At 70.4% G+C, this 25,538-nt stretch carries 33 protein-coding genes; 26 read left to right on the forward strand and 7 right to left on the reverse strand.

The genetic code is table 11. The annotated features are described in order from the left end of the window. Window positions 1–21: 21 nt before the first annotated feature. The 5 genes from AB6A66_RS03980 to rpsF form a co-directional block, all read right to left on the reverse strand. A complete protein-coding gene (locus AB6A66_RS03980; RefSeq protein WP_371036495.1) occupies window positions 22–723 on the reverse strand; it encodes a LuxR family transcriptional regulator in 702 nt (233 codons plus the stop codon). A gap of 62 nt (window positions 724–785) precedes the next feature. After that, window positions 786–1,175 (reverse strand): helix-turn-helix domain-containing protein, encoded by a 390-nt coding sequence (locus AB6A66_RS03985; RefSeq protein ID WP_371054871.1) that lies wholly within the window; start codon window positions 1,173–1,175, stop codon window positions 786–788. A 222-nt stretch (window positions 1,176–1,397) separates the two neighbouring features. Beyond that, a complete protein-coding gene (gene rplI, locus AB6A66_RS03990) occupies window positions 1,398–2,048 on the reverse strand; it encodes a 50S ribosomal protein L9 (protein ID WP_371054872.1) in 651 nt (216 codons plus the stop codon). 10 nt (window positions 2,049–2,058) lie between these two features. Continuing rightward, the gene (rpsR, locus tag AB6A66_RS03995) at window positions 2,059–2,286 is read right to left on the reverse strand and encodes a 30S ribosomal protein S18 (RefSeq protein WP_020040241.1); all 228 of its coding nucleotides are present in this window, start codon (window positions 2,284–2,286) and stop codon (window positions 2,059–2,061) included. Window positions 2,287–2,307: 21 nt separating this feature from the next. Next, complete coding sequence (rpsF, locus tag AB6A66_RS04000) at window positions 2,308–2,661, reverse strand: 30S ribosomal protein S6 (protein ID WP_371036493.1); 354 nt, start codon at window positions 2,659–2,661, stop codon at window positions 2,308–2,310. A 270-nt stretch (window positions 2,662–2,931) separates the two neighbouring features. Here rpsF and AB6A66_RS04005 point away from each other — a divergent pair, with 270 nt between their 5' ends. The 4 genes from AB6A66_RS04005 to AB6A66_RS04020 all read left to right on the forward strand — a co-directional run bounded on the left by AB6A66_RS04005 (window position 2,932) and on the right by AB6A66_RS04020 (window position 5,598). Continuing rightward, window positions 2,932–3,144 (forward strand): hypothetical protein, encoded by a 213-nt coding sequence (locus tag AB6A66_RS04005; protein ID WP_371036492.1) that lies wholly within the window; start codon window positions 2,932–2,934, stop codon window positions 3,142–3,144. 70 nt (window positions 3,145–3,214) lie between these two features. Further along, the gene (fabD, locus tag AB6A66_RS04010; RefSeq protein ID WP_371054873.1) at window positions 3,215–4,153 is read left to right on the forward strand and encodes an ACP S-malonyltransferase; all 939 of its coding nucleotides are present in this window, start codon (window positions 3,215–3,217) and stop codon (window positions 4,151–4,153) included. A 3-nt stretch (window positions 4,154–4,156) separates the two neighbouring features. Beyond that, window positions 4,157–4,834 carry a sulfotransferase family 2 domain-containing protein gene (locus AB6A66_RS04015; protein WP_371054874.1) on the forward strand — a complete coding sequence of 226 codons (678 nt, stop codon included), beginning with the start codon at window positions 4,157–4,159 and terminating at the stop codon, window positions 4,832–4,834. After that, the gene (locus AB6A66_RS04020) at window positions 4,831–5,598 is read left to right on the forward strand and encodes a sulfotransferase family protein (RefSeq protein WP_371054875.1); all 768 of its coding nucleotides are present in this window, start codon (window positions 4,831–4,833) and stop codon (window positions 5,596–5,598) included. The genes AB6A66_RS04015 and AB6A66_RS04020 overlap by 4 nt, the downstream gene beginning before the upstream one ends. Here AB6A66_RS04020 and AB6A66_RS04025 read toward each other — a convergent pair. Then, window positions 5,595–6,692, reverse strand: coding sequence for a glycosyltransferase (locus tag AB6A66_RS04025; RefSeq protein ID WP_371054876.1), 1,098 nt, complete (start codon window positions 6,690–6,692; stop codon window positions 5,595–5,597). The two genes, AB6A66_RS04020 and AB6A66_RS04025, sit on opposite strands and share 4 nt — an antisense overlap. Window positions 6,693–6,842: 150 nt before the next feature. On the opposite strand from AB6A66_RS04025, the gene fabG reads away from it, so the two are divergent. The 22 genes from fabG to AB6A66_RS04135 all read left to right on the forward strand — a co-directional run bounded on the left by fabG (window position 6,843) and on the right by AB6A66_RS04135 (window position 25,258). Beyond that, a complete protein-coding gene (gene fabG, locus AB6A66_RS04030; RefSeq protein WP_371054877.1) occupies window positions 6,843–7,580 on the forward strand; it encodes a 3-oxoacyl-[acyl-carrier-protein] reductase in 738 nt (245 codons plus the stop codon). A 208-nt stretch (window positions 7,581–7,788) separates the two neighbouring features. Then, on the forward strand, window positions 7,789–8,022 hold the full coding sequence (locus tag AB6A66_RS04035; RefSeq protein ID WP_371036486.1) for an acyl carrier protein: 234 nt from the start codon (window positions 7,789–7,791) through the stop codon (window positions 8,020–8,022). A 171-nt stretch (window positions 8,023–8,193) separates the two neighbouring features. Then, window positions 8,194–9,453 carry a beta-ketoacyl-ACP synthase II gene (fabF, locus tag AB6A66_RS04040; RefSeq protein WP_371054878.1) on the forward strand — a complete coding sequence of 420 codons (1,260 nt, stop codon included), beginning with the start codon at window positions 8,194–8,196 and terminating at the stop codon, window positions 9,451–9,453. Next, window positions 9,453–10,622 (forward strand): endolytic transglycosylase MltG, encoded by a 1,170-nt coding sequence (gene mltG / locus AB6A66_RS04045; RefSeq protein ID WP_371054879.1) that lies wholly within the window; start codon window positions 9,453–9,455, stop codon window positions 10,620–10,622. Before fabF ends, mltG begins: the two co-directional genes overlap by 1 nt. A gap of 201 nt (window positions 10,623–10,823) precedes the next feature. Further along, the gene (locus tag AB6A66_RS04050) at window positions 10,824–11,165 is read left to right on the forward strand and encodes a hypothetical protein (RefSeq protein ID WP_371054880.1); all 342 of its coding nucleotides are present in this window, start codon (window positions 10,824–10,826) and stop codon (window positions 11,163–11,165) included. Window positions 11,166–11,220: 55 nt separating this feature from the next. Continuing rightward, entirely contained in the window at window positions 11,221–12,447 is a 1,227-nt protein-coding gene (locus tag AB6A66_RS04055) for a DNA-packaging protein (protein ID WP_371054943.1), read from the forward strand. 271 nt (window positions 12,448–12,718) lie between these two features. Continuing rightward, window positions 12,719–13,900: a phage portal protein gene (locus AB6A66_RS04060; protein WP_371054881.1), complete on the forward strand. Its 1,182-nt coding sequence runs from the start codon at window positions 12,719–12,721 to the stop codon at window positions 13,898–13,900. Continuing rightward, complete coding sequence (locus AB6A66_RS04065) at window positions 13,893–14,123, forward strand: hypothetical protein (protein WP_371036481.1); 231 nt, start codon at window positions 13,893–13,895, stop codon at window positions 14,121–14,123. Before AB6A66_RS04060 ends, AB6A66_RS04065 begins: the two co-directional genes overlap by 8 nt. A gap of 32 nt (window positions 14,124–14,155) precedes the next feature. Continuing rightward, window positions 14,156–14,707, forward strand: a complete 552-nt coding sequence (locus AB6A66_RS04070; RefSeq protein WP_371054882.1) for an HK97 family phage prohead protease — start codon at window positions 14,156–14,158, stop codon at window positions 14,705–14,707. Between the two features lie 51 nt (window positions 14,708–14,758). Continuing rightward, the gene (locus tag AB6A66_RS04075) at window positions 14,759–15,946 is read left to right on the forward strand and encodes a phage major capsid protein (RefSeq protein ID WP_371036479.1); all 1,188 of its coding nucleotides are present in this window, start codon (window positions 14,759–14,761) and stop codon (window positions 15,944–15,946) included. A gap of 79 nt (window positions 15,947–16,025) precedes the next feature. Further along, window positions 16,026–16,625: a head-tail connector protein gene (locus AB6A66_RS04080; protein WP_371054883.1), complete on the forward strand. Its 600-nt coding sequence runs from the start codon at window positions 16,026–16,028 to the stop codon at window positions 16,623–16,625. Further along, the gene (locus AB6A66_RS04085; RefSeq protein ID WP_371054884.1) at window positions 16,622–16,960 is read left to right on the forward strand and encodes a head-tail adaptor protein; all 339 of its coding nucleotides are present in this window, start codon (window positions 16,622–16,624) and stop codon (window positions 16,958–16,960) included. The genes AB6A66_RS04080 and AB6A66_RS04085 overlap by 4 nt, the downstream gene beginning before the upstream one ends. Beyond that, entirely contained in the window at window positions 16,957–17,367 is a 411-nt protein-coding gene (locus tag AB6A66_RS04090) for a DUF3168 domain-containing protein (RefSeq protein WP_371036476.1), read from the forward strand. The genes AB6A66_RS04085 and AB6A66_RS04090 overlap by 4 nt, the downstream gene beginning before the upstream one ends. A gap of 17 nt (window positions 17,368–17,384) precedes the next feature. Beyond that, on the forward strand, window positions 17,385–17,798 hold the full coding sequence (locus AB6A66_RS04095) for a phage major tail protein, TP901-1 family (RefSeq protein WP_371054885.1): 414 nt from the start codon (window positions 17,385–17,387) through the stop codon (window positions 17,796–17,798). A gap of 1 nt (window position 17,799) precedes the next feature. Beyond that, on the forward strand, window positions 17,800–18,123 hold the full coding sequence (locus AB6A66_RS04100; protein ID WP_371054886.1) for a gene transfer agent family protein: 324 nt from the start codon (window positions 17,800–17,802) through the stop codon (window positions 18,121–18,123). 8 nt (window positions 18,124–18,131) lie between these two features. After that, window positions 18,132–18,323 (forward strand): rcc01693 family protein, encoded by a 192-nt coding sequence (locus AB6A66_RS04105; protein ID WP_371054944.1) that lies wholly within the window; start codon window positions 18,132–18,134, stop codon window positions 18,321–18,323. Then, complete coding sequence (locus tag AB6A66_RS04110; protein ID WP_371036473.1) at window positions 18,316–18,981, forward strand: phage tail tape measure protein; 666 nt, start codon at window positions 18,316–18,318, stop codon at window positions 18,979–18,981. Before AB6A66_RS04105 ends, AB6A66_RS04110 begins: the two co-directional genes overlap by 8 nt. A 9-nt stretch (window positions 18,982–18,990) precedes the next feature. Beyond that, window positions 18,991–19,623: a TIGR02217 family protein gene (locus AB6A66_RS04115; RefSeq protein ID WP_371036472.1), complete on the forward strand. Its 633-nt coding sequence runs from the start codon at window positions 18,991–18,993 to the stop codon at window positions 19,621–19,623. Then, complete coding sequence (locus tag AB6A66_RS04120) at window positions 19,620–20,507, forward strand: DUF2163 domain-containing protein (RefSeq protein ID WP_371054887.1); 888 nt, start codon at window positions 19,620–19,622, stop codon at window positions 20,505–20,507. The genes AB6A66_RS04115 and AB6A66_RS04120 overlap by 4 nt, the downstream gene beginning before the upstream one ends. 1 nt (window position 20,508) lies before the next feature. After that, on the forward strand, window positions 20,509–20,955 hold the full coding sequence (locus tag AB6A66_RS04125) for a peptidase (RefSeq protein ID WP_371036470.1): 447 nt from the start codon (window positions 20,509–20,511) through the stop codon (window positions 20,953–20,955). Then, window positions 20,955–24,881 (forward strand): glycoside hydrolase/phage tail family protein, encoded by a 3,927-nt coding sequence (locus AB6A66_RS04130; protein ID WP_371054888.1) that lies wholly within the window; start codon window positions 20,955–20,957, stop codon window positions 24,879–24,881. The genes AB6A66_RS04125 and AB6A66_RS04130 overlap by 1 nt, the downstream gene beginning before the upstream one ends. Continuing rightward, on the forward strand, window positions 24,881–25,258 hold the full coding sequence (locus AB6A66_RS04135) for a hypothetical protein (protein ID WP_371054889.1): 378 nt from the start codon (window positions 24,881–24,883) through the stop codon (window positions 25,256–25,258). Before AB6A66_RS04130 ends, AB6A66_RS04135 begins: the two co-directional genes overlap by 1 nt. Here AB6A66_RS04135 and AB6A66_RS04140 read toward each other — a convergent pair. Beyond that, complete coding sequence (locus tag AB6A66_RS04140; RefSeq protein WP_371036467.1) at window positions 25,168–25,506, reverse strand: TraR/DksA family transcriptional regulator; 339 nt, start codon at window positions 25,504–25,506, stop codon at window positions 25,168–25,170. The two genes, AB6A66_RS04135 and AB6A66_RS04140, sit on opposite strands and share 91 nt — an antisense overlap. Window positions 25,507–25,538 lie beyond the last annotated feature (32 nt).

Below are 25,538 nucleotides of genomic sequence, written 5' to 3' on the forward strand. Positions count from 1 at the left end.
CGGGTCGCCGCGAGGCGGCGCTCAGCGGGGCTGAATGAGCCCGAGCCCGATCGCGCGGCCGACGGCCTGGGGCGTGGTGAGAGAGTAGAGCTTTTCGCGCGCCGAGCGCAGATGCACCTCTACCGTGCGATGCGAGATCGACAGGATGTCGCCGATGTCCTGTTGCGACTTGCCGGCGGCCGTCCATTGCAGGATTTCCAGTTCGCGCAGGGAGAGCGCGGGAAAGCGCAGCGCGCGCGAGAGCACGTCCGACCGCATCACCGTGTCGTGCAGGTGCACGGCCGCCGCCTGCAGATCCGCGATCACGCCGGGCAGGAAGTCATCCCAGTCGGACGGCGTGCAATCGCGCGTGACGCTCAGCATGCCCACCTCGCCGAAGGGGCCCCGGACCGGCACGGTCATGCCGCGATCGGCGATACCGAAGTCATGCGCATCGCGGAAGACGCGGTGGAAGCGCGCGTCGCGCTCGAGGCGGCGCCAGTCCACCGGCGCGATGCTGCGCCCGGCCGAAATGAGCGTCGGGTCGATGTTGTGAAAGCCGTTGCGGACATAGTGGCGCTTCCACGACTCCGGATAGGTCACATGGCCGTGGAGCGTGCCGTTTATGGGGTTGCTGCCGGCATAGGCCGCGTGATCGAAGCCCAGCCTGTCGCAGATCTGCGCAAGGAAATCTTCGAAGCTGCGATCTTCCTCGGAGATCGTTCCAAGGTCGATAGGATCCATCCGGGCTCCGCTGGGTTCGGCCCGGCCCCGGAACCCGGGAGGTCGGGCATGTCTTGTGGCGATCAGGCGCCGAGTCGCTCCGCCGTTCTGTCTGACCCCTCACGGTGCGCCATGGACGCGACGATATCAAGAACGGCCTTCTTCTGCTCTTCGGGAAGGCACAGGAAGTCGCTCACGAGGCGCATGGCGCGGGTATCGCCGAGAAAATCGGCGCGCCCGGCGTCAGATGCCGATCCGACGGGCAACTGTTCGAAGAAATGGACAACCGGGACGTCGAGTGCCTCGGCAATGGCCCACAGCCTGGACGCGCTGACGCGGTTCTGGCCGGATTCGTATTTCTGGACCTGCTGGAACTTGACGCCGATCCGTCGCCCGAGTTCCGTCTGGCTCATGCCGAGGGCCGCGCGCCGCGCACGCACCCGCTGACCGACCATGACATCCACTGAATTCATATCCATCTTCCCTCGCAGCCTCGGCGGGCAATGTCGGACGGCGAAGAAGATAGGAAGCCAAGGTTCCGATCGAAGACCACGACGTCCCCCGGCCTGAATGAGGCCTTCCCGCCCTACGTTGAAGTAGGTGAAACGTTACATCCTTGGGTAGAGAAAGGCAAGGTGTGAATGCCGGGGACGCGCCCGGCCGCGGGCGCGCCGCGGCCGGGAAAGGCGGGCGCCTCAGGCGCCCTGAACGGTATCCTCGTCGGAGCCGTCTTCGCGGGGCTCGTCCGCATCGCGGCTTTCGCCGCCGACCTCGTCGAGCTCGTCGAGCTGGGCCGCGCCGATGTCGTCGAAGAGCTCGGCAATCTCGAATTCGGCCTGCGCCTCTTCCTCGGCGGCGAGTTCCTGGATCGACTTGCCCGAAGCCTGGACCTCGGCCTCCTCGGGGGAGCGGGCCACGTTCAGCGTGATCCGGGCCTCGACCTCCGGGTGAAGGCGCACGAGGACCGTGTGCAGCCCCAGCTCCTTGATCGGCTTTTCGATCAGAACCTGTTTGCGGTCGACCGAGAAGCCCGCCTCGGCCGCGGCGTCCGCGGCATCGCGCGGGGCGACGGACCCGTAAAGCGAGCCGCCGTCCGAGGCCTGGCGAATCACGACGAACTGCTGGCCGTGGAGGCGTTCGGAAAGCGCCTCGGCCTCCTTGCGGGTTTCGAGGTTGCGCGCCTCGAGCTCGGCCTTGCGGGATTCGAAGGCGGCGATATTGGCCTTGGAGGCGCTGAGCGCCTTGCCCTGCGGCAGGAGAAAGTTGCGCGCGAAGCCGGGCTTGACGTCGACGACGTCGCCCATCTGGCCGAGCTTCGCGACGCGTTCCAGAAGGATCACTTGCATCGCTCTCTCCTTATTTCACGGCGTAGGGCAGCAGGGCGAGGAAGCGGGCGCGCTTGATCGCACGGGCGAGTTCGCGCTGTTTCTTCGACGATACCGCGGTTATGCGCGATGGCACGATCTTGCCGCGCTCGGAGATGTAGCGCTGCAGCAGCTTCGTGTCCTTGTAATCGATCTTGGGCGCATTGTCCCCCGAGAAGGGGCAGACCTTGCGACGGCGGAAAAACGGTTTCGCAGCCATTTTCGGAACTCCTTTCCTCGCTCAGCGGCGCTCGCGGCGGTCGCCGCGTTCGTCGCGCTTCTGCATCTGGACCGAGGGACCCTCGTCATGGGTGTCGACCTTGATGGTCAGCACGCGCATCACGTCGTCGTGCAGACGCATCAGGCGCTCCATTTCCTGGATGGCCGCGGCGGGCGAGTTGGTCCGCATGAAGCCGTAATGGCCCTTGCGGTTCTTGTTGATCTTGTAGGCCATCGTCTTGACACCCCAGTACTCGGTGTCGACGACCTGGCCCCCGTTGTCCGCCAGGACGGTGCCGAAATGCTCGATGAGCCCCTCGGCCTGCGCGTTCGAAAGATCCTGACGCGCGATCAGGACATGCTCGTAAAGCGGCATGCGTGCTCCGTTTCTGTTCAGGCGCATTTCATAGGGCCGGACGATCTGCTTCCGCGCCCCGACCCACGAGAGACTGCGCGGCAAAAGAGTGCTTGCGCGGAAGGCGTGTCACTTGCCACGGATCGACCCTCGGCGCAAGTCCGGCACCCCGGGGAAACGCCGCCGCGCGCGCGGCGCGTCATCGTCGCGGCCTTGCCCCGCATGTGCCCAAAATTCGACGCAGTGTTGAATGACCTTGGTGGACACAAGACGAGCCACGGAGGATGAGTGATGTCGCTTACCGATCTTCAGAACGCCCGGCCGACGCCGCAGGGCCTCAACCGTCTTTTCTGCAGGGTGCTGGGGGTGGCGCTTCTCACCGCGGCTGCCGGGCTCTGGGTGCTGCCGGGATCCCTCTTCGCCATGGAAACGCTGCTGTTGAAGTTCGGGCTCACGCTCTTCCTGCTTGGCGGCAGCGCGACGCTTCTGACCGCCCCGCGCTGAGGCGCCGCCTCGGCCGTTGCGCCCTCTCGCCGCGCCCGCTATCTGGGCGCGGGATTGAAGGGAGGGCCGCATGAGCCGGGCATTCGTATTTCCAGGACAGGGCGCGCAGACCATCGGCATGGGGCGCGCGCTGGCCGAGGCCTACCCCGCCGCGCAAGCGGTCTTCGACGAGGTGGACGAGGCGCTGGGCGAGCGGCTGTCGCACCTCGTCTGGGAGGGCGACGCCGGGGAACTGACGCTCACCCGCAACGCGCAGCCCGCGCTCATGGCCACCTCGCTCGCCGCGATGCGCGCGCTCGAGGCGGAGGGCGTCGCCGTGACGTCCGCGGCCTACGTCGCCGGTCACTCCCTCGGTGAATATTCCGCGCTGGCGGCCGCCCGCGCGCTTTCGGTCGCCGACGCGGCGCGGCTCCTGCGCCGGCGCGGAGAGGCGATGCAGCGCGCGGTGCCGGTGGGCGAGGGCGCGATGGCCGCGCTTCTCGGGCTCGATCTGGAGGCCGCGCGCGAGGTCGCCGCGGAGGCGGCGGGCGGCGAGGTGTGCGAGGCCGCGAACGACAACGACCCGGCGCAGGTGGTGATCTCGGGGCACAAGGCGGCGGTGGAGCGCGCGGTGGAGATCGCGAAGGCGCGCGGGGGGAAGCGCGCCGTTCTGCTGCCCGTCTCCGCGCCCTTCCACTGCGCGCTGATGGCGCCCGCGGCCGAGGAGATGGCCGAGGCGCTCGCCGGCGTGGAGATCGCGCCGCCCGCCGTGCCGCTGGTGGCCAATGTCCGCGCAGAGGCCGTCACCGACCCCGACGAGATCCGCCGCCTGCTGGTCGAGCAGGTGACCGGCGCGGTGCGCTGGCGCGAGTCCGTGGCCTGGATGGCCGGCGCGGGCGTCGACGAGTTCTGGGAGATCGGCGCCGGCAAGGCGCTCTCGGGCATGATCCGGCGCATCGCGCGCGAGGCGGGCACGAAACAGGTCGGCACCCCCGAGGAGGTGCGCGCGGTTTCAGGGCTAAAGGGCTAGGAGATGCCGCTGCTGGAGGCGAATGGCAGCCGCATCTTCTTCGCGCACATTCCGAAAACGGGGGGCACCAGTGTCGAGGCCTACATGGCCACGAAGGGGCGGCTTTCCATGATGTCGGGGGATCAGCGTCCAGTGCCCGGCGATCCCGTCACACAGCAGCATTATCATCGTGAGCTGTATCTGCCGAAGCTTGCCGACACAGGTGTCGATGCCTGGTTCGCGATCCTGCGCAATCCGCTGGACAGGCTCGTGAGCGAGTATCGCTTTCGGCTGAAGGCACGCCCGGGATTTCATGCGCTCGACCCGCGGATCTGGTTCGGGCGCTGGCCTGTAAAGGTGGGTCGGCAGCATCTGCGCCTGACATTCGAGGAGTGGGTCGAAGCGGTTTTCTCGGCCTATGCGGAAGATCCGTGCGTGAACGACAACCACATCCGGCCTCAGTCCGACTTCGTCTGTGAGGGAATGACGCTTTTCGACTTCGAGAACGGGTTGAACCCGGTCTTCGACTGGATCGATGCGCAAACGGACGGCACGCGATCGCAAGGCCGTTACGAGGCCAAGCGGTCCAGCGGCCGACGTCCCGCGGTCACGCACGCATTGCGGCAGCGCGTACTGGACTTCTATCGTGAGGATGCAAACCTCTTGGCGCAGTTGAGCGGGAAACGCGAGGCGATCGCATGAAGCCCCTGATCGGATTGCGGAACAGGCTCGTCTTTCGCGGCATGGACGTCGTGCATTCGAACCTGAACAACGCGGATGCCGTGGCGGCGTTCCCGCAGCTGCGTGTCGCGTTCAACCGGATCAAGAAAGCTGGAAACTCGACCGTCACCACCTTTCTGGCGGAGCTCTCCGCCGAGGATAGCGGGCAGTCTTTCAACTCCGTTCGCGATGCGAAGAAGGGCGCGCTGTCACCGGCGCGCTGCGGGTGGCGCGATGCGCGGGAGATGCGCGGCTACACCTTCTTCACCGTCGTGCGGAACCCTTACGACCGGGTGCTTTCCGCATTTCTCAACAAGGTGGCGCTGGGCGAAAAGGGCATAGACAGCCGCAAGCCGCGGTTTCGCGTCGTACCGGGCTGGGGCGAGGCGACCCCGGCGGGCTTCGCCGAGTTCGTGGCCTTTCTGGATCGAGGCGGGCTGTCGCATGATCGGCACTGGTGGCCGCAGTGCGATCTGCTCATCATGCCGCCCGAGCACTTCGACCTTATCGGACGGCTTGAAACGCTGCCCGAGGACATGGCCCGTTTGCTGACCATGATCGATCGTGACCCGGAGCGCGCCCGCGCGCTGGAGAAGCCGCACCCCCTCGAGGCCAGCCAACCGCACAAGATCACCGGGGCGACGTCCAAGCGCGCCCAGTTCTACACGCCGGACCTCGAGCGCGTGGTGCGACGGCTTTACGCAAGGGATTTTGCGACGTTCGGCTACCCGGAAGAGGCTGGCTAGCCCGGTACGGCGGTCGTTTCGTGATCGATGAGGGCCAGAACGCGGTCGCGCAGAACGTCGCCCGCATGCTTCCTCGCGAACGCATGAAGCGTCTGGGGCGAAAACGACGTGTCGAGGGCGGCCTGCACCTGACGGGCGAGGTCGTCGGCGTCGTCCATCCGCGCGATCCGCCCGCAGCCCGAGCCTTCGAGCACTTCCACCGCGCCGGGCGTGTCGGTGGCGACGACCGGCGTGCCGTGGGCGAGCGACTCGATGATGACGTTCGGAAACCCCTCCCAGCGGGAGGGCAGAACCGTCAGGTCGGCGCGTCGATATTCGGAGTCCACGTCGGAGACGTGGCCGAGAAAGGTGACGTCCTCGGCGATGCCCAACCGTCGGGCCTGGCGTTCGAGCTGTTCCCGCAGCTTGCCGTCGCCGGCGATCCGCAGCCGCGCCTCGCGCGTGCGGCGCAGCCGTGCGAAGGCGTCGAGCAGGAGGCCCACGTTCTTCTGCTTCGTCAGCCGCGCGACGCACAGGATCGTCGGCGGGCCGTCCGGCGGCAGGCGCTCGGGCGGGGCGTCGGGCACGTCGACCGCGTTGCGGATCACGGTGATCCGCTCGCGCGGCACGCCCCACTTCTCGGCGATCTGCTCGGCCATGCTGTCGGTGAGCGCGATCACGTGATCGGCGCGGGCGTAGCCCTTGCGGAACACATACGCTTTCTGCGTGCGCACGAACCAGGACCGCATCTGGTTGCGCTCCCACGTGTAGAGCGCCTCGCGCAGGATCACGCGCGGTTGCGGGTCGACGCCGCGCAGGGCGAGCTGAAGCCCGAGCATGTTGGCCATGTCCACCACGAGGCAGATATCGGGGCGCGCGCCCTCGATGACCCTGCGAAGCCGCGGCCCCACCTGGATGTTGCGGCGCACGTTCAGGACCTCCAGGCGGACGAGATCGCGGCGCAGCCCGAACTGGTCCACCTGGGGCGCGCGGCCGGTCGCCAACGTGACCTCGTGCCCCGCCTCGGCGAGGATGTTCGCGTATTTCACCGCGTTCTTGCCGGCGCCGCCCGAAACGGCGCGGACATAGACGACGATGCGAAGAGGGCTCGGCATGTGCTTTGTCCGGATGGCCTTCTTGCGCGATATCGCCTGGCCGCTCGGGTTGCAAGCCGCGCTCCCGTCTTGCCGCGCGACCGCGCCCTCGGTTAAGGCTCCGGGATTGGATCGCCGGGTGGGCGGTGTGTTTTTTGCTGGGAGGCGGGCATGTTCGATCTGACGGGAAAGACGGCGCTCATCACGGGCGCTTCGGGCGGTATTGGCGGCGAGATCGCGCGCGCGATGCACGAGGCGGGCGCCACGGTGGGGCTTTCGGGAACGCGGGAGGCGCCTCTTGCGGCGCTCACGGAAGAGCTGGGCGCGCGGGCGCATGTGCTGACCTGCGACCTCTCCGACCCCGCGGCGGTGGACGCGCTGCCGAAGCGCGCGGCCGAGGCGATGGGCTCGGTGGACATCCTCGTGAACAACGCGGGCATCACCGCCGACAACCTTTTCATGCGCATGTCCGACGAGGAATGGGCGCGGGTGCTCGAGGTCAACCTGACTGCCGCGATGCGGCTTTGCCGCGGTGTCATGCGCGGCATGATGAAGGCGCGCTGGGGCCGCATCGTCTCGGTGGGCGCGGTGGTGGGAGCCATCGGCAACCCGGGCCAGGCCAATTACGCCGCGGCGAAGGCGGGCCTCGTGGGGCTGACGAAGTCGATCGCCCACGAGGTGGCGAGCCGCGACATCACCGCCAATGTCGTCGCGCCGGGTTTCATCACCACGGCGATGACGGAAAAGCTGACCGAGGATCAGCAGTCGGGGCTGCTGACCCGCGTGCCGATGGGACGCATGGGGTCGGCGCGCGAGGTGGCGGCGGCGGTGGTTTACCTTTCGAGCGAGGAGGCAGGATACGTTACCGGCGCGACCTTGCACGTCAATGGCGGCATGGCCATGTTGTGAGCGCCGTGCGGGGCGGGCGAAAGCGTTTGCCATTCCCCGCGCCTGTGCTATAGGCGCGCAGGATTTCGGCGGGGGGCCTGCGGGCATGTCCCGCCGGCCCGCCCGAGGCGGGAGCAGGAGCCGCCCTCAGGGGCAGTTGAAACCGAGCGTCCGCAATGGGCGAGGGCAAATCAGGGGCGAAGCCCCGGAAAGACAATGAGGATTTGACATGAGCGACATCGCGGATCGCGTGAAGAAGATCGTCGTGGAACATCTCGGCGTGGAGGAGGACAAGGTCGCCGACAATGCGTCCTTCATCGACGATCTCGGCGCGGACAGCCTCGACACTGTCGAGCTCGTCATGGCCTTCGAAGAGGAGTTCGGCATCGAGATCCCGGACGACGCCGCCGAGAACATCCAGACCTTCGGCGATGCGGTGAAGTTCATTCAGGACGCCCAGTAAGGGCAGCCTCGGGATGATTGCGGGCGGCGTCCGGGAGACCCCGGGCGCCGTTCTTGCTTTTGGGCGGGCCTGCGCCGCGCCGCCGACGCCGGGTGCGGCGCTCTTGCCGAACGCGGGCGAGCCGCGCTAATGAGCGGCGAGTAAAAAACGGGAACAAGACGGGGGCCGGGCATGCGACGTGTCGTGGTGACGGGGCTGGGACTTGTGACGCCGCTCGGCTGCGGCGTCGAAACGACATGGCGGCGCCTGCTGGAGGGCCGGTCGGGCGCGGGCACGATCAGCAAGTTCGATGCGAGCCATCTTGCCACGACCTACGCGTGCGAGGTGCCTTACGGCGACGGCTCCGACGGCAGCTTCAACCCCGATGACTGGGTCGCGCCGAAGGAGCGACGCAAGATCGACGAGTTCATCGTCTTCGGTCTCGCCGCCGCGCAACAGGCGGTCGAGGACGCCGGCTGGACCACCCCGTCGGAGGCGGAGAAGCTGCGCACCGGCGTGATGATCGGGTCGGGAATCGGCGGGCTCAACTCCATTGCCGAGACGGCATACCTGATCCGCGACAAGGGCGCGCGGCGCGTGTCGCCCTTCTTCATTCCCGGCTCCCTCATCAACCTGATCTCGGGTCAGGTGAGCATCCGCTACGGCTTCAAGGGGCCGAACCATGCCGTGGTCACCGCCTGTTCGACCGGCGCGCACGCCATCGGCGACGCGGCGCGGCTGATCCGCGACGGCGACGCGGACATCATGGTGGCGGGCGGGGCCGAGGCCGCGATCAGCGAGATCGGCATCGCCGGGTTTAACGCCTGCAAGGCGCTTTCCACGAAGCGTGGCGACGCCCCGGAAACGGCGAGCCGCCCCTACGACGCGGACCGGGACGGCTTCGTCATGGGCGAGGGGGCCGGAATCGTCGTGCTGGAGGATTACGAGCACGCGAAGGCGCGCGGGGCGCGGATCTACGCCGAGGTGATCGGTTACGGCCTTTCGGGCGACGCCTATCACATCACAGCGCCCTCCGAAGACGGCGACGGGGCGGAGCGCTGCATGCGCGCCGCGCTCGACAAGGCCGGTCTCGCGCCGTCGGACATCGACTACATCAACGCCCACGGCACCTCGACCATGGCCGACGTGATCGAACTGGGCGCGGTGGAGCGGATGATGGGCAACGCCGCGTCCAAGGTCACCATGTCGTCCACCAAGTCGATGACCGGGCATCTTCTCGGTGCCGCGGGCGCCATCGAGGCGATCTTCTCGATCCTCGCGATCCGTGACCAGGTGGCGCCGCCGACGATCAACCTCGACGATCCGGCCGTGGAAACGGCGGTGGACCTCGCGCCCAACGCGAAGCGCGAGCGCGAGATCAACGTGGCGCTGTCCAATTCCTTCGGCTTCGGCGGAACCAACGCGAGCGTGCTTTTCAGGAACGTCGCCTGATGTGGCGCAGCCTTGCGTCGAACGCCCTGACGATCCTCGCGCTGGCGCTGTTTCTTGCTGCCGGCGCCATTCTCTGGGGCCAGCGGCAATACGTTTCGGAGGGACCGCTCTCCGAGCCGATCTGCCTGCGGGTCGAGCGGGGCGCCAACATCCGCGACGTATCGGAGGACCTCGCCGCCGAGGGCGCCATCGAGAGCGCGGCCCTCTTCCGGATCGGAATGGACTACGCGGGCAAGTCCGAGGCGCTCAAATTCGGCAGCTACCTCGTGCCCGTGCATGCATCGATGCAGGAGATCGCGGACATCGTGACCCGGGGCGGGGCGTCCACCTGCGGCACCGAGATCGTCTACCGCGTGGGCGTGACCCAGACACAGACGGAACTGCGCGAACTCGACCCGGCAAGCGGCCGCTACGAGCAGCAGGCGGAATACCTGCTCGGGACGGGCGAGGCGCCCGATGCGGTCGCCGAGGCGATGGCGAAGCCCGACACCCGCTTTCGCATCGCGCTGGCCGAGGGCGTGACGAGCTGGCAGGTCGCCGAGGCGCTGCGCGACGTGGAGATTCTGGACGGCGAGGTCGATCTGCCAGCGGAGGGCAGCCTTGCGCCCGACAGCTACGAGGTCGTGCCCGGCGATAGCCGGCAGGCCCTGATCGACAGGATGCAGCAGGCGCAGCGGGTGATCCTCGCGGCCGCATGGGAGAATCGCCAGCCCGACCTGCCGCTCGAGTCGCCGGAGGAGGCGCTCATCCTCGCCTCCATCATCGAGAAGGAAACCGGCGTGCCCGAGGAGCGGCGCCAGGTCGCCAGCGTCTTCGTCAACCGTCTTCGTGCGGGGATGCGCCTGCAGACCGACCCCACCGTGATCTATGGCGTTACCGAGGGCCGGGGCGTGCTGGGGCGGGGACTTCGTCAAAGCGAGCTTCGCGGGGCGACTCCCTACAACACGTATGTCATCGAGGGTCTTCCGCCCACGCCTATCGCCAATCCGGGCCGCGCGAGCATCGAGGCCGCGGTGAACCCCGACGCCACGCCCTACATCTTCTTCGTGGCCGACGGCACCGGTGGACACGCCTTCGCCGAGACGCTGGCCGAGCATAATCGCAATGTCGCACGCTGGCGCGAGATCGAGGCGGAACGGGCGGCCGAGCCGGACCAGGACAACCAGTAACGCGGTCTCTGCGGGCAGGATTTTGTTAAAGGAACCGGGCGCTTACCCGGTGCTCCGTTGCGCAACGCGGTTGACTCCCGGGCCGCTCTCGCCTATAAGGTGTGCCACGCTGACGGCGATGCGGGCGGCCCGGGGGATGACCCCGCGGCCGCCTTTTTCGTGCCGACGGCGGGACGTTCCCATGAAAGGCCGATCACCGACATGATCCTGAAGACCGAGGCGGAGGACACCTCCCCGCTGGACGAGGAGATCGTCAGCATTGCCCGCCAACTTCGCGAAATGCGCCACGATCTCGAAGACTTCCAGGCAAGTCTTGCCTCTGGCGATCTCGTCGAGGCGCGCGAAACGGGAAAGGCGGTCTCTTCGATCAAGCAGTGGATCCGCCTTGCCATCGAAGCGGAGATGCTCCTTGCCACACGACAAAGAAACCGCGCCGGTATCGCCCGCGGCGGATACGCCCTCGACCTCGACGCCGCCCGAAGCGAAATCGCCGCTCGACTGGATCGCCTGCGCCGGGCGCGAGACGCGGAGGACGTTTCTTGATGCGCTGGCTGACGGGCCGCTTCTGGCGCTTCCCTACCTTTTCGAGTTCTGGGCCATGGACCATCAGCTTCCCCCAGGGGGCGACTGGCGGGCCTGGGTGGTGCTGGGCGGACGCGGCGCGGGCAAGACGCGTGCGGGCGCGGAGTGGGTGCGCGCGCAGGTCGAGGGGCCGCGCCCGCTCGACCCGGGCCGGGCGCGGAATGTGGCGCTTGTGGGGGAGACCTATGACCAGGCGCGCGACGTCATGGTTCTTGGCGAAAGCGGGATCGTGGCCTGCTCCCCGCCCGACCGTCGCCCGGAATGGCAGGTGAGCAAGCGCCGCCTCGTCTGGCCGAACGGGGCCGCCGCGCAGCTCTACTCGGCGTCGGATCCCGAGGCGCTTCGCGGCCCGCAGTTCGACGCGGCCTGGGCCGACGAGCTTGCCAAGTGGCCCCGCGGCGAGGCCGCCTGGGACATGTTGCAGTTCGCGCTGCGCCTCGGCGACGATCCGCGGCTGTGCGTGACGACGACACCCCGCAATGTCGCCGTTCTGAAACGCCTGCTCGCTGCGCCGACGACCGTGGTCACACGCGCGGCGACGGAAGCGAACCGCGCGAACCTCGCCGAGAGCTTCCTTGCCGAGGTGCGGGCGCGCTACGACGGCACCCGGCTTGGGCGCCAGGAGCTCGACGGCGTGCTTCTGGAAGATGCCGAGGGGGCGCTCTGGACGTCGGCCGCGCTGGCGGGCATGCAGCTCGACGTGGCGCCCGAGCTCGACCGGATCGTGGTCGCCGTGGACCCGCCGGCCACCGGCCATGCGGGCAGCGACGCGTGCGGCATCGTCGTGGCCGGCGCGGTGACGCGCGGGCCGGTGGCGGACTGGCGCGCCGTGGTGCTGGAGGACGCCAGCGTCGAGGCCGCGAGCCCCTCGGCCTGGGCGAAGGCGGCCGTCGCCGCGATGGAGCGTTGGCGGGCCGAGCGTCTCGTGGCGGAGGTGAACCAGGGCGGCGCGATGGTCGAGGCGGTCATCCGGCAGGTCGACCCGCTGGTGCCGATCCGCAGCGTTCACGCGACGCGCGGCAAGGTGGCGCGCGCCGAGCCCGTCGCCGCGCTTTACGAACAGGGGAGGGTGCGGCACCTGCGCGGGCTCGCCCGGCTCGAGGACCAGATGTGCCGCATGACGGCGCATGGCTTCGAGGGTTCGGGCAGCCCAGACCGCGTGGATGCGCTCGTCTGGGCGCTCCACGAACTGATGATCCTGCCGGCGGCGGGCTGGCGCCGGCCGCGCATGCGGGAACTTTGAGACAGGCGCGAGGCTGAACGCCGCGGGCGGGCCGCCTGCGCAAGGGGAGGGCATGCCGGCCCCTCGCGGCACCCGCGGGCGGTATCGCGGGGATGCGCGGCCGCCCGCCGGGCGAAGGCTGAAGACGGTCGATCGTGCCTGTTGCGGGGTCGCGCACATCACCGTGCGCTTCGCTGCCGCGTCGTTAACGCCTTGGTAGCTATACCCCTTCTCAACGCCGCGGGGCGCGACGGAGCGCCCGCCGCAGACGAAGATCGAGGAGCCGCCAAAGATGGTCTTTTCCTTCCGCCGCGCCGAGCCGCAGGCCCCCGAGCAGAAGGCATCTGCCACGGGACCGGTGCTTGCCTGGGCGAGCGCGGGCCGCGTGGCCTGGAGCCCGCGCGACACCGCGACGCTGACCCGCACGGGCTTTGCCGGAAACCCGGTGGGCTTTCGCGCCGTCAAGCTGATCGCCGAGGCCGCGGCCGCGCTGCCCCTCGTCCTTCAGGACCGCGCGCGGCGCTACGAGACGCATCCCATTCTCACGCTGCTCGCGCGGCCGAATCCCGTGCACGGGCGGGCCGAACTTCTGGAGGCGCTCTACGGCCAGCTTCTGCTCACCGGAAACGCCTATCTCGAGGCCGTGGCGGGCGGCGAGGGCTGGCCGGTGGAACTGCACGTGCTGCGCTCGGACCGGGTGAGCCTCGTGCCCGGGGCCGACGGCTGGCCCGCCGCCTACGACTACACGGTGGGCGGGCGGAAGCACCGGTTCCACATGGACGAGCCACCCGCGCCGATCTGCCACGTGAAAAGCTTTCACCCGCAGGACGATCATTACGGCCTTTCCCCGCTGCAACCCGCGGCGCAGGCCATCGACGTGCACAATTCCGCCTCGCGCTGGTCGAAGGCGCTTCTCGACAATGCGGCGCGGCCGTCGGGCGCGATCGTCTACACCGGCGCGGATGGCGCAGGCGGGCTCGGCGCCGAGCAGTACGACCGGCTCGTGGCGGAGATGGAGCGCTACCACCAGGGGGCGCGGAACGCCGGGCGGCCGATGCTTCTGGAAGGCGGACTCGACTGGAAACCGATGGGGTTTTCGCCCTCCGACATGGAGTTCCAGAAGACCAAGGAAGCTGCGGCGCGGGAGATCGCGCTCGCCTTCGGGGTGCCGCCGATGCTGCTCGGGATACCGGGGGACGCCACCTACGCCAACTACCAGGAGGCCAACCGGGCGTTCTACAGGCTGACCGTCCTGCCGCTTGCCCAGCGGGTGACCGCCAAGATCGCTGACTGGCTCTCGGGTTTCGGGGGTGCGGTGCTTGAGCTCGGTCCCGACCTCGACCAGGTGCCCGCCCTTGCCGCCGAGCGAGACGCGCAGTGGCGTCGGGTCGCGGCCGCGGAGTTCCTGACGAACGCCGAGAAGCGGCGGCTGCTCGGCCTGCCGGCCGAGCCGGACGGGGCCACGGATGAGTGAGCGGGCACGCTACGGATTTGAGCCGTTCGACTGTGCCCCCGCGCTGCGCCTCGAGGCGCACGAGGCCATGGTCCGGCTCCAGTTCCAGACGCTGGAGGCGCGGCTCGCGCGGATCGAGCAGATGGTGGAACGACTGGAACGGCGGCTCTGGCTGACCGTCTACGGGATCGCGGGAATGATCCTCGCGCAGGCGGCGCAGTCGCTGATGCAGGGCGCGCCCTGAGCGCGCCGGGAGGCCAGGGAAGGAATGGGGCGATGGACATGGAAACGGGACTGGAGCGCAAGTTCTGCCGCGCGGGCGAGACGCTTTCGCTGGGCGAAGGCGCCGTGATCGCGGGCTATGCAAGTCTTTTCGGCGCCGGCGATACGGGCGGCGACGTGGTCGCCGAGGGCGCCTTCGCGGCCTCGCTGGCGCGCCTCGCCGCGGGTGGCGGGCGGGTACGGATGCTCTGGCAGCATGACCCGCGCGAGCCGATCGGGGTCTGGGACGAGGTTCGCGAGGACAAGAAGGGCTTGCGTGTGCGCGGCCGGCTTCTCGAGGCCGTGGCCCGGGGCCGCGAGGCCGCCGCGCTGCTGGCGGCGGGCGCGATCGAGGGCCTTTCGATCGGCTACCGCGTGAAGCGCGCGCACCGCGACGCCGCGGGACGCCGTGTGCTCGAGGAAATCGAGCTGTGGGAGGTGTCGCTCGTCACCTTCCCGATGCTGCCGAGCGCCCGCGTGGCGGCGAAGGAGGATGCGGGCGCGGTCGCGCTTCGCGAGATGGCGCAGGTCTTCGAGACCGCGCGCCGCAGCCTGGCGGGCGACTGAACCCGTCCCCCGAAAACACGCCGCGGTCGCGGCCAAGCGAGAGGAAACCGGATGGAAACGCAGGAGGACGCGCCGGGCGGGCAGATCGCGCCTGTCGCGGAGGTGAAGCGCGCAGTGGTGGGTTTCACAAAGGACTTCAGGGAATTCCGAGAAGGAATTCATCAAAGGCTTCAGCAACAGGAAGAACGGCTAGACATGCTTGACCGCAAGACAACGCTCGCCACGGCGACGACGACGCGCCCCGCGCTTTCGCGCGCCGATCACACCGACGCCCCGCACCGCAAGGCCTTCGCCGCCTACCTGCGCACGGGCGACGACGATCATCTGCGCGGACTCGAATTCGAGGGAAAGGCGATGTCGACCGCGGTGGCGGGCGACGGGGGCTACCTGATCGACCCGGAAACCGCGGCGACGATCCGTTCGGTCCTGGGCGGCGCGGGTTCCATCCGGCGGATCGCCAACGTCGTCGAGGTCGAGGCCAGCGCCTATGACGTGCTGATCGACACCAGCGAGGCGGGCGCGGGCTGGGCCAGCGAGACGGGCCCGCAGGCCGAGACCGGGACGCCCACGGTCGATCGGATCTCGATCCCGCTTCACGAACTTTCGGCGCTGCCGAAATGCAGCCAGCGTCTTCTCGACGATGCGGCCTTCGACATCGAGGGCTGGCTGGCCGGGCGCATCGCGGAGAAGTTCGCCCGGGCCGAAGCTGCGGCCTTCGTGTCGGGCGACGGGACGGACAAGCCCACGGGGTTCCTGACCCACCCGGCGGTGGCGAACGACAGCTGGGCGTGGGACAGCCTGGGCTATGTGCCCACTGGCGCGACCGGCGCGTTCTCGGGCGCCGAAGCGCTGGTGGACCTCGTCTACGCGCTGGGCGCGCCCTACCGGGCCAATGCGAGCTTCGTGATGAACTCGAAGACGGCGGGCGCGGTGCGCAAGCTCAAGGACAATGACGGGCGCTTCCTGTGGTCTGACGGCCTCGCCGCGGCAGAGCCGGCGCGGTTGCTGGGCTACCCGGTGCTGATCGCGGAGGACATGCCCGACATCGCCAGCGGTTCGGACGCCATCGCCTTCGGTGACTTCCGCGCGGGATACACGGTTGTGGAAAGGCCGGACCTGCGCGTGCTGCGCGACCCGTTCAGCGCGAAGCCGCATGTCCTCTTCTACGCCACGAAGCGCGTGGGCGGTGACGTGACCGACTTCGCCGCGATCAAGCTGCTGCGCTTCGCCGCGTCCTGACGCGGCGACGGCAAGCCAGAGCCGGTCCCGGCGGCGCCCACGCGCGCGGCCGGGGCCGGAGACCAGTCGGAGAGGTTGGATGATGCTGATCGATGAAGCCGGCGTGCCCGACGCCGCGCTGCCGGTGACGGAGTTCACGGCCCATCTGCGGCTTGGCACGGGGTTTTCCGCCGAGACGCTTCAGGAGCCCGTGCTGCGGAGTTTCCTGCGGGCGGCCATCGCGGCGATCGAGGCGCGCACGGCCAAGGCGCTCGTCCGCCGCGTCTTTGCGCTGACGGTGCAGGACTGGGCTGCGCGCGACGCGCATCCACTGCCCGTGGCGCCGGTGACGGGGCTGGTCTCGCTGGGCTTCCGCGACCGGGCGGGCACGGAAACGGCAAGCGGGCTTGACGTGGTCTGGCTGGCAGAGGAGGCGCATCGCCCGGTGCTGCGCGCCGCGGGCGGGGCCCTGCCGGCGATCCCCAGGGAGCAAAGCGCCGTGCTGCGCTTCGAGGCAGGCTACGCCGCGGCCTGGGGAGAGTTGCCGGCCGACCTCGGCCAGGCGGTGCTGCTGCTCGCGGCGCATTACTACGAATACCGTGATGCGACCTCGCTCGGCGGGGGCTGCATGCCCTTCGGCGTGACGAGCCTGATCGAGCGTTACCGCGCATTGCGGCTTCATGCCGGGGCGGGGCGGTGAGCGCGGCGCGGCTGAACCGGGCGCTGGTGCTGGAGGCGCCGGGCGAGGTGCCGGACGGCGCCGGCGGCTTCGTCCCGGGCTGGAGCGCGCTCGGAACGCTCTGGGCCGCGGTCACGCCGCGCGCGGCGCGCGAGGAGGCGGGCATGGCGGCGCCTCTGGCGCAGTCCGCCTACCGGGTCACCGTGCGCGCGGCGCGCCCCGGCGATCCGGCCCGTCCGCGGCCGGGCCAGCGCTTCGCAGAGGGCGAGCGGCGTTTCCGGATCCTCGCGGTGGCCGAGGCCGACCCGCACGGCCTCTATCTCGACTGCGTCTGCGAGGAGGAGCTTTCGCAATGAGTTACGCGCTCGCGCCCGATCTTCAGAAGGCGGTTCATGGCCGCCTGTCGGCCGACCCGGCGCTCGCGGCGCTTGTGGCCGGCCATGTCTATGACGCGTTGCCGCCGGGCAAGCTGCCGCCGCTCTTCGTGCTTCTGGGCGACGAGACGGTGCGCGACCGGTCGGACGCCACCGCGCGTGGCGCGGACCACGACGTCACCGTCTCCGTCGTCTCGGACGGGCGGGGCTTCGCCCCGGCGAAGGCGGCCGCCGCGGCGGTCTCGGACGCGCTTCTGGCGCCCGGGCTCTCGCTGGCGCGCGGGCATCTCGTCTCGCTCCGGTTCCGCCGCGCCGCGGCCCGGCGCGAAAAGCGCGGCCGCTATCGCCGCATCGATCTCGTGTTCCGCGTCCGCGTGGACGAGGACTGACCGAAGGAGGACCGCGCATGACCGCGCAGAACGGCAAGGATCTTCTGATCAAGGTGGATCTGACCGGTGACGGCCAGTTCCACACCATCGCGGGGCTGCGGGCCACGCGGCTGAGTTTCAACGCCGAGCAGGTGGACGTGACCAGCCTGGAAAGTCAGGGCGGCTGGCGCGAGTTGCTGGCCGGCGCCGGGGTCAAGTCGGCCGCCATCTCGGGTTCGGGCGTTTTCCGCGACGCGGCGACCGACGAGCGCGCCCGCCAGATCTTCTTCGACGGGGAGACGCCGGATTTCCAGGTGGTGATCCCGGGCTTCGGCACGGTGGACGGGGCGTTCCAAGTGACCGCGCTCGACTACGCGGGCAGCCACAACGGCGAAGCCACCTACGAGCTTTCCCTCGCCTCGGCGGGCGCCCTTCGGTTCACGGCGCTCTGAGATGGCCAATCCTTGGGCGGGCGAGGTGGAACTCGTCATAGACGGCAAGGCGCGGGTGATGCGGCTCACCCTCGGGGCGCTGGCCGAGCTGGAGGCCGCGCTCGAGGCGGGATCGCTCCTCGATCTTGTGCGGCGCTTCGAGGAGGAGATTTTTTCCGCGCGCGATGTGCTGGCGCTGCTTGCGGCGGGGCTGCGGGGAGGCGGCGCCGACATGACGGCCGCAGATCTTGCCCGCGCCGAGATCGCGGGCGGGCCGCGGGCGGCGGCGCGGGCGGCCGCCGAGCTTCTGGCGCGCGCCTTCATGGATCCCGGAGAGCCGTCGTGACGGCGCGAATGGACTGGCCGGGGCTCTTGCGGGCTGGCGTGCGCGGGCTGGGGCTGGCGCCCGCCGAGGTCTGGGCGCTGACCCCGGCCGAATTGCGGCTGCTACTGGGACCGGAGGCGGGGGTGGCGCCGATGCCGCGGGCGCGGCTCGACGAGCTGCTCGCGGCGTTTCCTGACGACATGGGAGACTGCGATGGCTGACTACGAGGAGGCCGAGCGCCTCGAGGACCAGATCGACGCCCTCGAGGCGAGTTTCGGCGCCGCGGCAGGCCTCGCGGCGGGCTTCGACGCCGAACTCAGGCGCATCCACGAGACGTTCAGCGCCACCGGCAAGGGCGTGGCGGAGCTCGAGTCGTCGCTGGGCCGCGGGCTTCGCCGGGCCATCGACGGGATCGTGCTGGACGGAATGCGCGCCTCCGAGGCGCTGGAGGCAGTGGGCCGCTCGCTCGTCGCCACGGCTTACGGCGCCGCGGTGAAGCCCGTGACCGATCATTTCGGCGGGCTGATCGCGGACGCGGTGGGCGGGCTCTTCGGCGGGCTTTCCGGGTTCGCGTCGGGCGGCAGCTTCACGCAAGGGCGGGTGATGCCGTTCGCCGAGGGCGGGATCGTCACCCGGCCCACGCTCTTTCCCATGCGGGGCGGAACCGGGCTGATGGGCGAGGCGGGACCGGAGGCGATCCTGCCGCTCGCACGGGGCGCCGACGGGCGGCTCGGAGTGCGCTCCGGGCAGGGATCGGCGCGGCCCGTCACCGTGGTGGTCAACGTCACCACCCCCGACGTCGACGGCTTCCGCCGGTCGCAGGGCCAGATCGCCGCCGAGATGGGCCGCGCGCTCGCCCGCGGGCAGCGCTACCGCTGAGGAGGGACCATGGGCTTTCACGAGATCCGCTTTCCAAGCAACCTGAGTTTCGGATCGGTGGGTGGGCCGGAGCGCCGCACCGACGTGGTGACCCTCGCCAACGGGTTCGAGGAGCGCAACACGCCCTGGGCGCAGTCGCGGCGGCGCTATGACGCGGGCGTGGGCCTGCGGTCGCTCGACGACATCGAGACGCTCGTGGCGTTCTTCGAGGCGCGGCGCGGGCGGCTGCACGGGTTTCGCTGGAAGGACTGGTCGGACTTCAAGTCGTCGCGCCCCAGCCGGCCTGTCGCGCGGGACGATCAGCACCTTGGCACGGGCGACGGGGCGACACGGGCCTGGCAGCTCGTCAAGACCTACCGGTCCGGAGAGGGCGCCTACACGCGGCGGATCGAGAAGCCGGTCTCCGGCACCGTCCGCGTGGCGGTGCAGGGCGACGCGCTGCGCGAGGGCGTCGACTTCGAGGTCGATGCGGCCACCGGCCTCGTGACGCTGGAGCGCGCGCCGGCAGCGGGCATGGAGATCACTGCGGGGTTCGAGTTCGACGTGCCGGTCAGGTTCGACACCGACGCGATCCAGACCGGCGTGGCGAGTTTCCGCGCCGGCGAAATGCCCCGCGTGCCGGTGGTGGAGATCCGCACATGAGCGACATGAACCCGACCCTGGCCGCGCATCTCGACGGTGGCCTCACGACCCTTGCGCGCGCCTGGGCGCTGACCCGCACCGACGGTGTGGAGATGGGGTTCACCGATCACGACCGTCCGCTCGTCTTCGAGGGCATCGCGTTCCGCCCCGACACCGGGCTGAGCGCCATGGCGCTTCAGCAGGGCACCGGGCTTGCGGTCGACAACACCGAGGCGCTGGGCGCGCTGTCGGATTCCGCGATCACGGAGGCCGACGTCGAGGCGGGCCGCTACGATGGCGCGGAGCTTCAGGTCTGGATCGTCGACTGGCAGGATCCGCGGGCGCACCACCTCGTCTTCCGGGGGCATATCGGCGAGATCCGGCGGATCGACGGCGCTTTCCGCGCCGAGGTTCGGGGGCTTTCGGATGCGCTCAACCGCCCGCTCGGGCGCGTCTTCCAGCGGCCCTGCACGGCCGTCCTGGGCGACGCTGCCTGCCGCTTCGACCTGTCGAGGCCCGGGTATGCCCACGAGGCCGCGGCCGTTTCGGCGGATCGCGCGCGGGTCTTCCGCCTTGCCCCGCTGCCCGGCTTCGCGCCGGGCTGGTTCGCGCACGGGCGGCTGACGGTGCTGGACGGGCCTGCGGCGGGGCTTTCCGGCGCCATCAAGCGCGACGCGGCCGAAGAGACCGCGCGCGTCATCGAGCTTTGGGAGCCGCTGCGTGCCGTCGTCGGCGCGGGCACGCGGCTGCGCCTCGAGGCGGGGTGCGACAAGCGCATGGAAACCTGTCGCCTGAAATTCGACAACCTTCTGAACTTTCGTGGTTTTCCGGATATTCCCGAGGAGGACTGGATGCTCGTTCATGCCGCGCAGTCGGGCAGCATCGGCGGCGGAAGCCGGCGCTGAGATGGCGGCGCATGCGCGGATCGTGGTCGCCGCCGCGCGCGGCTGGATCGGAACGCCCTACCGCCACCAGGCGAGCGTGAAGGGGGCCGGCGCGGACTGTCTCGGGCTGCTGCGCGGGGTGTGGCGCGAGGTTCTGGGCACCGAGCCGGAGGCCGTCCCGCCCTACACGCCCGACTGGTCGGAGCCGCAGGGCGAAGAGCGGCTCTGGCGTGCGGCGGCGCGGCATCTCGTTGCCAAGCCGCTCGCCGCGGAGGCGCCGGGGGACGTCCTGCTCTTCCGGCTTCGGCGCGGCGCGGTGGCCAAGCATCTCGGCATCCAGGGGCGCACCGGCCGCGCGGCCAGCGTGATCCACGCCTATTCGGGCCACGGCGTGGTGGAAAGTGCGCTCGGATCGCCCTGGCGGCGGTGCATCGTGGCCCGTTTCTCGTTTCCCGAAAGGACCCGCTGATGGCGACGATCCTTCTTTCCGCTGCCGGGGCGGCGCTTGGCAGTTCGCTGGGGGGCACGGTTCTCGGCCTGTCGATGACGGCCGCGGGCCGGTTCCTGGGCGCCACGCTGGGGCGGGCCATCGACGCGCGGCTGATGGGGCAGGGCTCGGACACGGTGGAAACCGGCCGGATCGAGCGGTTCCGCCTGACGGGCGCGGGCGAGGGCGCGCCGGTTCCGCAGGTCTATGGCCGGATGCGGGTGGGGGGGCACGTGATCTGGGCCAGCCGCTTTACCGAAGTCGTCACCGAGGCGGGCGGTGGCGGCAAGGGCGGACCGCGCCAGCCCAAGACGCGGCGCTACAGCTACCGAGTCAGCCTTGCCGTGGCGCTTTGCGAGGGCGAGATCGCGGGCGTCGGCCGTGTCTGGGCGGACGGCGCCGAGATCGCGCCCGGAGAGCTTGTCATGCGGGTGCACCCGGGCAGCGAGGACCAGTTGCCCGATCCGGCGATCGAGGCGATCGAGGGGGCGGGCGCGGTGCCCGCCTACCGCGGCACGGCCTATCTGGTGATCGAGGATCTGGACCTGTCGACCTGGGGAAACCGCATCCCGCAGCTGAGCTTCGAGGTGATCCGCCACGAGCAGCCCGCCCGTCCCGGGGCCGAGACGGAGCCGGCGGGTGTGTTGCGTGCGGTGGCCCTCACGCCGGGCACCGGCGAATACGCGCTCGCCACCACGCCGGTCCGGCTCGAACGCGAGCCAGGGCGGAAGGTGGTCGCCAACGTGAACTCGCCCTCGGGCGAGACCGATCTGGTGACCTCGCTCGACGGGCTCGAGCGCGAGTTGCCGGCCTGCGAGGCGGTGTCGTTGGTCGTGAGCTGGTTCGGTGACGATCTGCGCTGCGGCGCGTGCAGCCTGCGGCCGAAGGTCGAGCAGGCCGAGGCCGACGGCAAGGAAATGCCGTGGGCAGTGGCGGGGGTGACCCGCGGTGCAGCCGGAACGGTGCCTGTCGATGACGGCCGTCCCGTCTACGGTGGCACGCCCACCGACGCCGCCGTGGTCGAGGCGATCCGCGAGCTTTCCGCGCGCGGGCAGGCGGTGACCTTCTATCCGTTCATCCTGATGGAACAGATGGCCGGCAACACGCTGCCCGACCCGTGGACCGGCGCGGCGGGGCAGCCCGTGCTGCCATGGCGAGGGCGCATCACGCTCTCCGTCGCGCCCGGGCGCGAGGAGTCTCCGGATGGCACCGCGCCCGCGGCCGACGAGGTCGCGGCCTTCTTCGGCGCGGCGCGGGCGGCGGATTTCGCCGTGGGCGACGGGACCGTCACCTACACCGGCCCGGCGGAGGACTGGGGCCTTAACCGTTTCATCCTGCACTATGCGGCGCTCTGCGCCGCCGCGGGCGGGGTGGAGGCGTTCTGCATCGGGTCGGAACTGCGCGGCCTCACGCAGATCCGGGACGACGCGGGCTTTCCCGCGGTCGCGCGGCTGCGCGCGCTCGCCGCCGAGGTGCGGGCGCTGCTCGGCCCGGAGGTGAAGATCGGCTATGCCGCCGACTGGTCGGAATACTGGGGTTACCAGCCGCCCGACGCGCCGGGCGACAGGCTCTTTCACCTCGATCCGCTCTGGGCCGACGAGGAAATCGATTTCGTGGGTATCGACAACTATCTGCCACTGTCGGACTGGCGCGACGGCACGGAGCACGCCGACGCGGGTGATGCGGGTGGTATTCACGATCTCGACTACCTGCGCGCGAACGTTGCGGGCGGCGAACTCTTCGACTGGTTCTATCACTCCGAGGAGGCGCGCGCCGCCCAGATCCGCACGCCGATCGAGGACGGCGCCCACGGCGAGGCCTGGATCTGGCGGCCCAAGGATATCCGGAGCTGGTGGGAGAACCCGCACCACGAGCGCATCGGGGGCGTGCGGCAGGCCACGCCCACGGGTTGGGTTCCCGGGTCCAAGCCGATCTGGTTCACGGAGTTCGGTTGCGCGGCGGTGGACAAGGGCACGAACCAGCCCAATCGCTTTCTCGACCCGAAATCCTCGGAATCCGGGCTGCCGCACTTCTCGGATGGGCGGCGCGACGAGGTGGTTCAGGCGAATTACTACCGGGCGACGCTCGCCCACTGGTCGGATCCCGCGGCGAATCCGGTCTCGGACATCTATGGCGGGCCGATGATCGACCTGTCCCGCTGTTTCGCGTGGAGCTGGGATGCCCGGCCCTGGCCGTGGTTTCCCGCCGCGCAGGATGTCTGGGCGGACGGGGTGAACTATGCGCGGGGCCATTGGCTCAACGGGCGCGCCTCGGGGCGCGGGCTGGGATCCGTGATCGGCGAGATCTGCGACCGGGCCGGGCTGCACGATTACGACGTGGACGCGGCGCACGGCCATGTGCGCGGCTACCTCGTGCCCGATGCGGGCACCGCGCGCGCCGCGCTTCAGCCGCTGCTTCTGCGCCACGGCATCGACGCCGTGGAACGCGACGGGCGCTTGCGCTTCCAGCCGCGAGACCGGGCGCGTCCGCTGGAGCTCGACCCGGACCGGCTTGCCGTGATCGAGAGCCTGGAGGGCCGCCTCGAGGAAACACGCGCCGCAGAGGCCGAGCAGGCCGGGCGGGTGCGGCTGCGGTTTGTGGCCCATGGCAGCGATTTCGAGATCGCCGCCGCAGAGGCCGTGTTACCCGACGATGCGACCCACGCGGTCAGCGAAAGCGAGATGCCGCTTGCGATGACGCGCGCCGAGGCGACGTCCACGGCGGAGCGCTGGCTTGCAGAGGCACGGGTCGCGCGCGACACGTGCCGCTTCGCCCTGCCGCCGTCGCGCTTTGCGCTCGGTCCGGGCGACGTGGTGCGCCTCGGCGACGGCGGGGGTGGCGCGCTCTGGCGGATCGACCGGACCGAGCAGGGCGCCGCGCTGCTGGTCGAGGCGGTGCGCGTGGAGCCCAGCGTCTACCTGCCGGCCGCGTTCGAGCCGGAGGCCCCCTCGCGCCTCGCGCCCTTCGTCGTCCCGGTGCCGGTGGAGTCGGTCTTCCTCGATCTGCCGCTCATGACCGGCGACGAGGCGCCCCATGTCCCGCATCTGGCGCTTCGCGCCGATCCCTGGCCCGGGACGGTCGCGGTGTGGGACGCGCCGTTCGACGCGGGCTACGCGCTGAATTCCGTCTTCGCGGTCCGCGCCGCGATGGGGGTCACGGAAACGGCGCTGCCCGCCGCGCCGCCCGGGCGGATCGACCGTGGCCCGGCGCTCGCCGTGCGCCTTGACGGCGGCGCGCTGGGCGATGTCACCGAGGAGGCGCTGCTCGCCGGCGCGAACCTCGTGGCGATCGGCGACGGGAGCCCGGCGCGATGGGAGCTCTTCCAGTTCCGCGCGGCGCGCATGCTCGGGCCCGACCGGTGGCTTCTGTCCGAGCGGCTTCGCGGGCAGGCGGGCAGCGACGGCGTGATGCCGCCAAGCTGGCCCGCGGGCTCGCGGATCGTCCTGATGAACGGGGCCGCGCAGCAGATCGCCCTGCCGCCCACCGCGCGCAACGTGGCGCGGCACTACCGCATCGGCCCCGCGCGGCGCGGCTATGACGATCCGAGCTATACCCATGTCGTGGCCGCCTTCGCCGGAGAGGGGCTGCGGCCCTATCGCCCCTGCCACCTGCGCGCCCGGGCCGAGGCCGGCGCATGGCATTTCCGCTGGGTCCGGCGCACGCGCATCGACGGCGACGGCTGGGAGGCGGCCGAGGTGCCGCTCGGGGAAGAGCGCGAACGCTACCTCGTCCGGATCGTCACCGGCACCGGCGTGCAGCGGGAGGTGACGGTGGACGCGCCCGAATGGGTGTATGCCGCCGCCGACATGGCCGCCGACGGGGTCGCGGCGCCCTTCGAGCTGCGCGTGGCGCAGGTCTCGGCGCGCTACGGTCCCGGGCCTTTCGCGGCGCTCACGGTGGGCGGCTGATGCGGGCCGTTCTCGTGGGCGACGTTTGGGCGGCGGCGCGGGCGCTTCGCGCGCTGCCGGGCCCGGCGCGCGCCCGGGCCTGCCGCCTGCTTCTGCAGGAAGCGGACGCGGCGCACCGCTACCACCGGCGCTTCGGCCGCGCGCATCCGCGCTGGGGCACGGGCTCGCTCATGGCACGGGCGGGTCAGGCGGGACCCCTGCCGCCCGCGCCGCCGCTGTCGGATCCCGACTGGTGCGACTGCCTGGCGGTGGTGCTGTCCGAACTCGCCGCGTTTCGCCGCGCCGGTCAGCCCGAGGCGCAGTCCACGCAACGCGCCGCCGCCGGGTCGAGGCGCAGCCGTCCGGCCGGGATCGCCTCGCCGCAGTCCTCGCAATAGCCGAATTCGCCCTCTTCGATCCGGGCGAGCGCGGCCGAAAGCCGCCGCCGTTCCGTGTCGCGGCGGAGCTGCTGGGCCTTGGCCATGGCCTGCGACTGAAGCGCGTCCTGCCGCGAGAGCCGCCCGACGGACTGCTGGTCCAGCGTGACCACCGACTGGCCGCCGGCGCCGAGCGCGTCCTCCGCGTCGAGTTCGGCGAGACGCGCCGCGATCAGGGCGCGGAACTCCTCGGGATCGGGATCCGGCATGGGTGTCGAGCCTCCGTTCAGGACTTTCCGAA

It is taken from the genome of Rhodosalinus sp. K401, assembly GCF_041365735.1.
Lineage (GTDB): Bacteria > Pseudomonadota > Alphaproteobacteria > Rhodobacterales > Rhodobacteraceae > Rhodosalinus.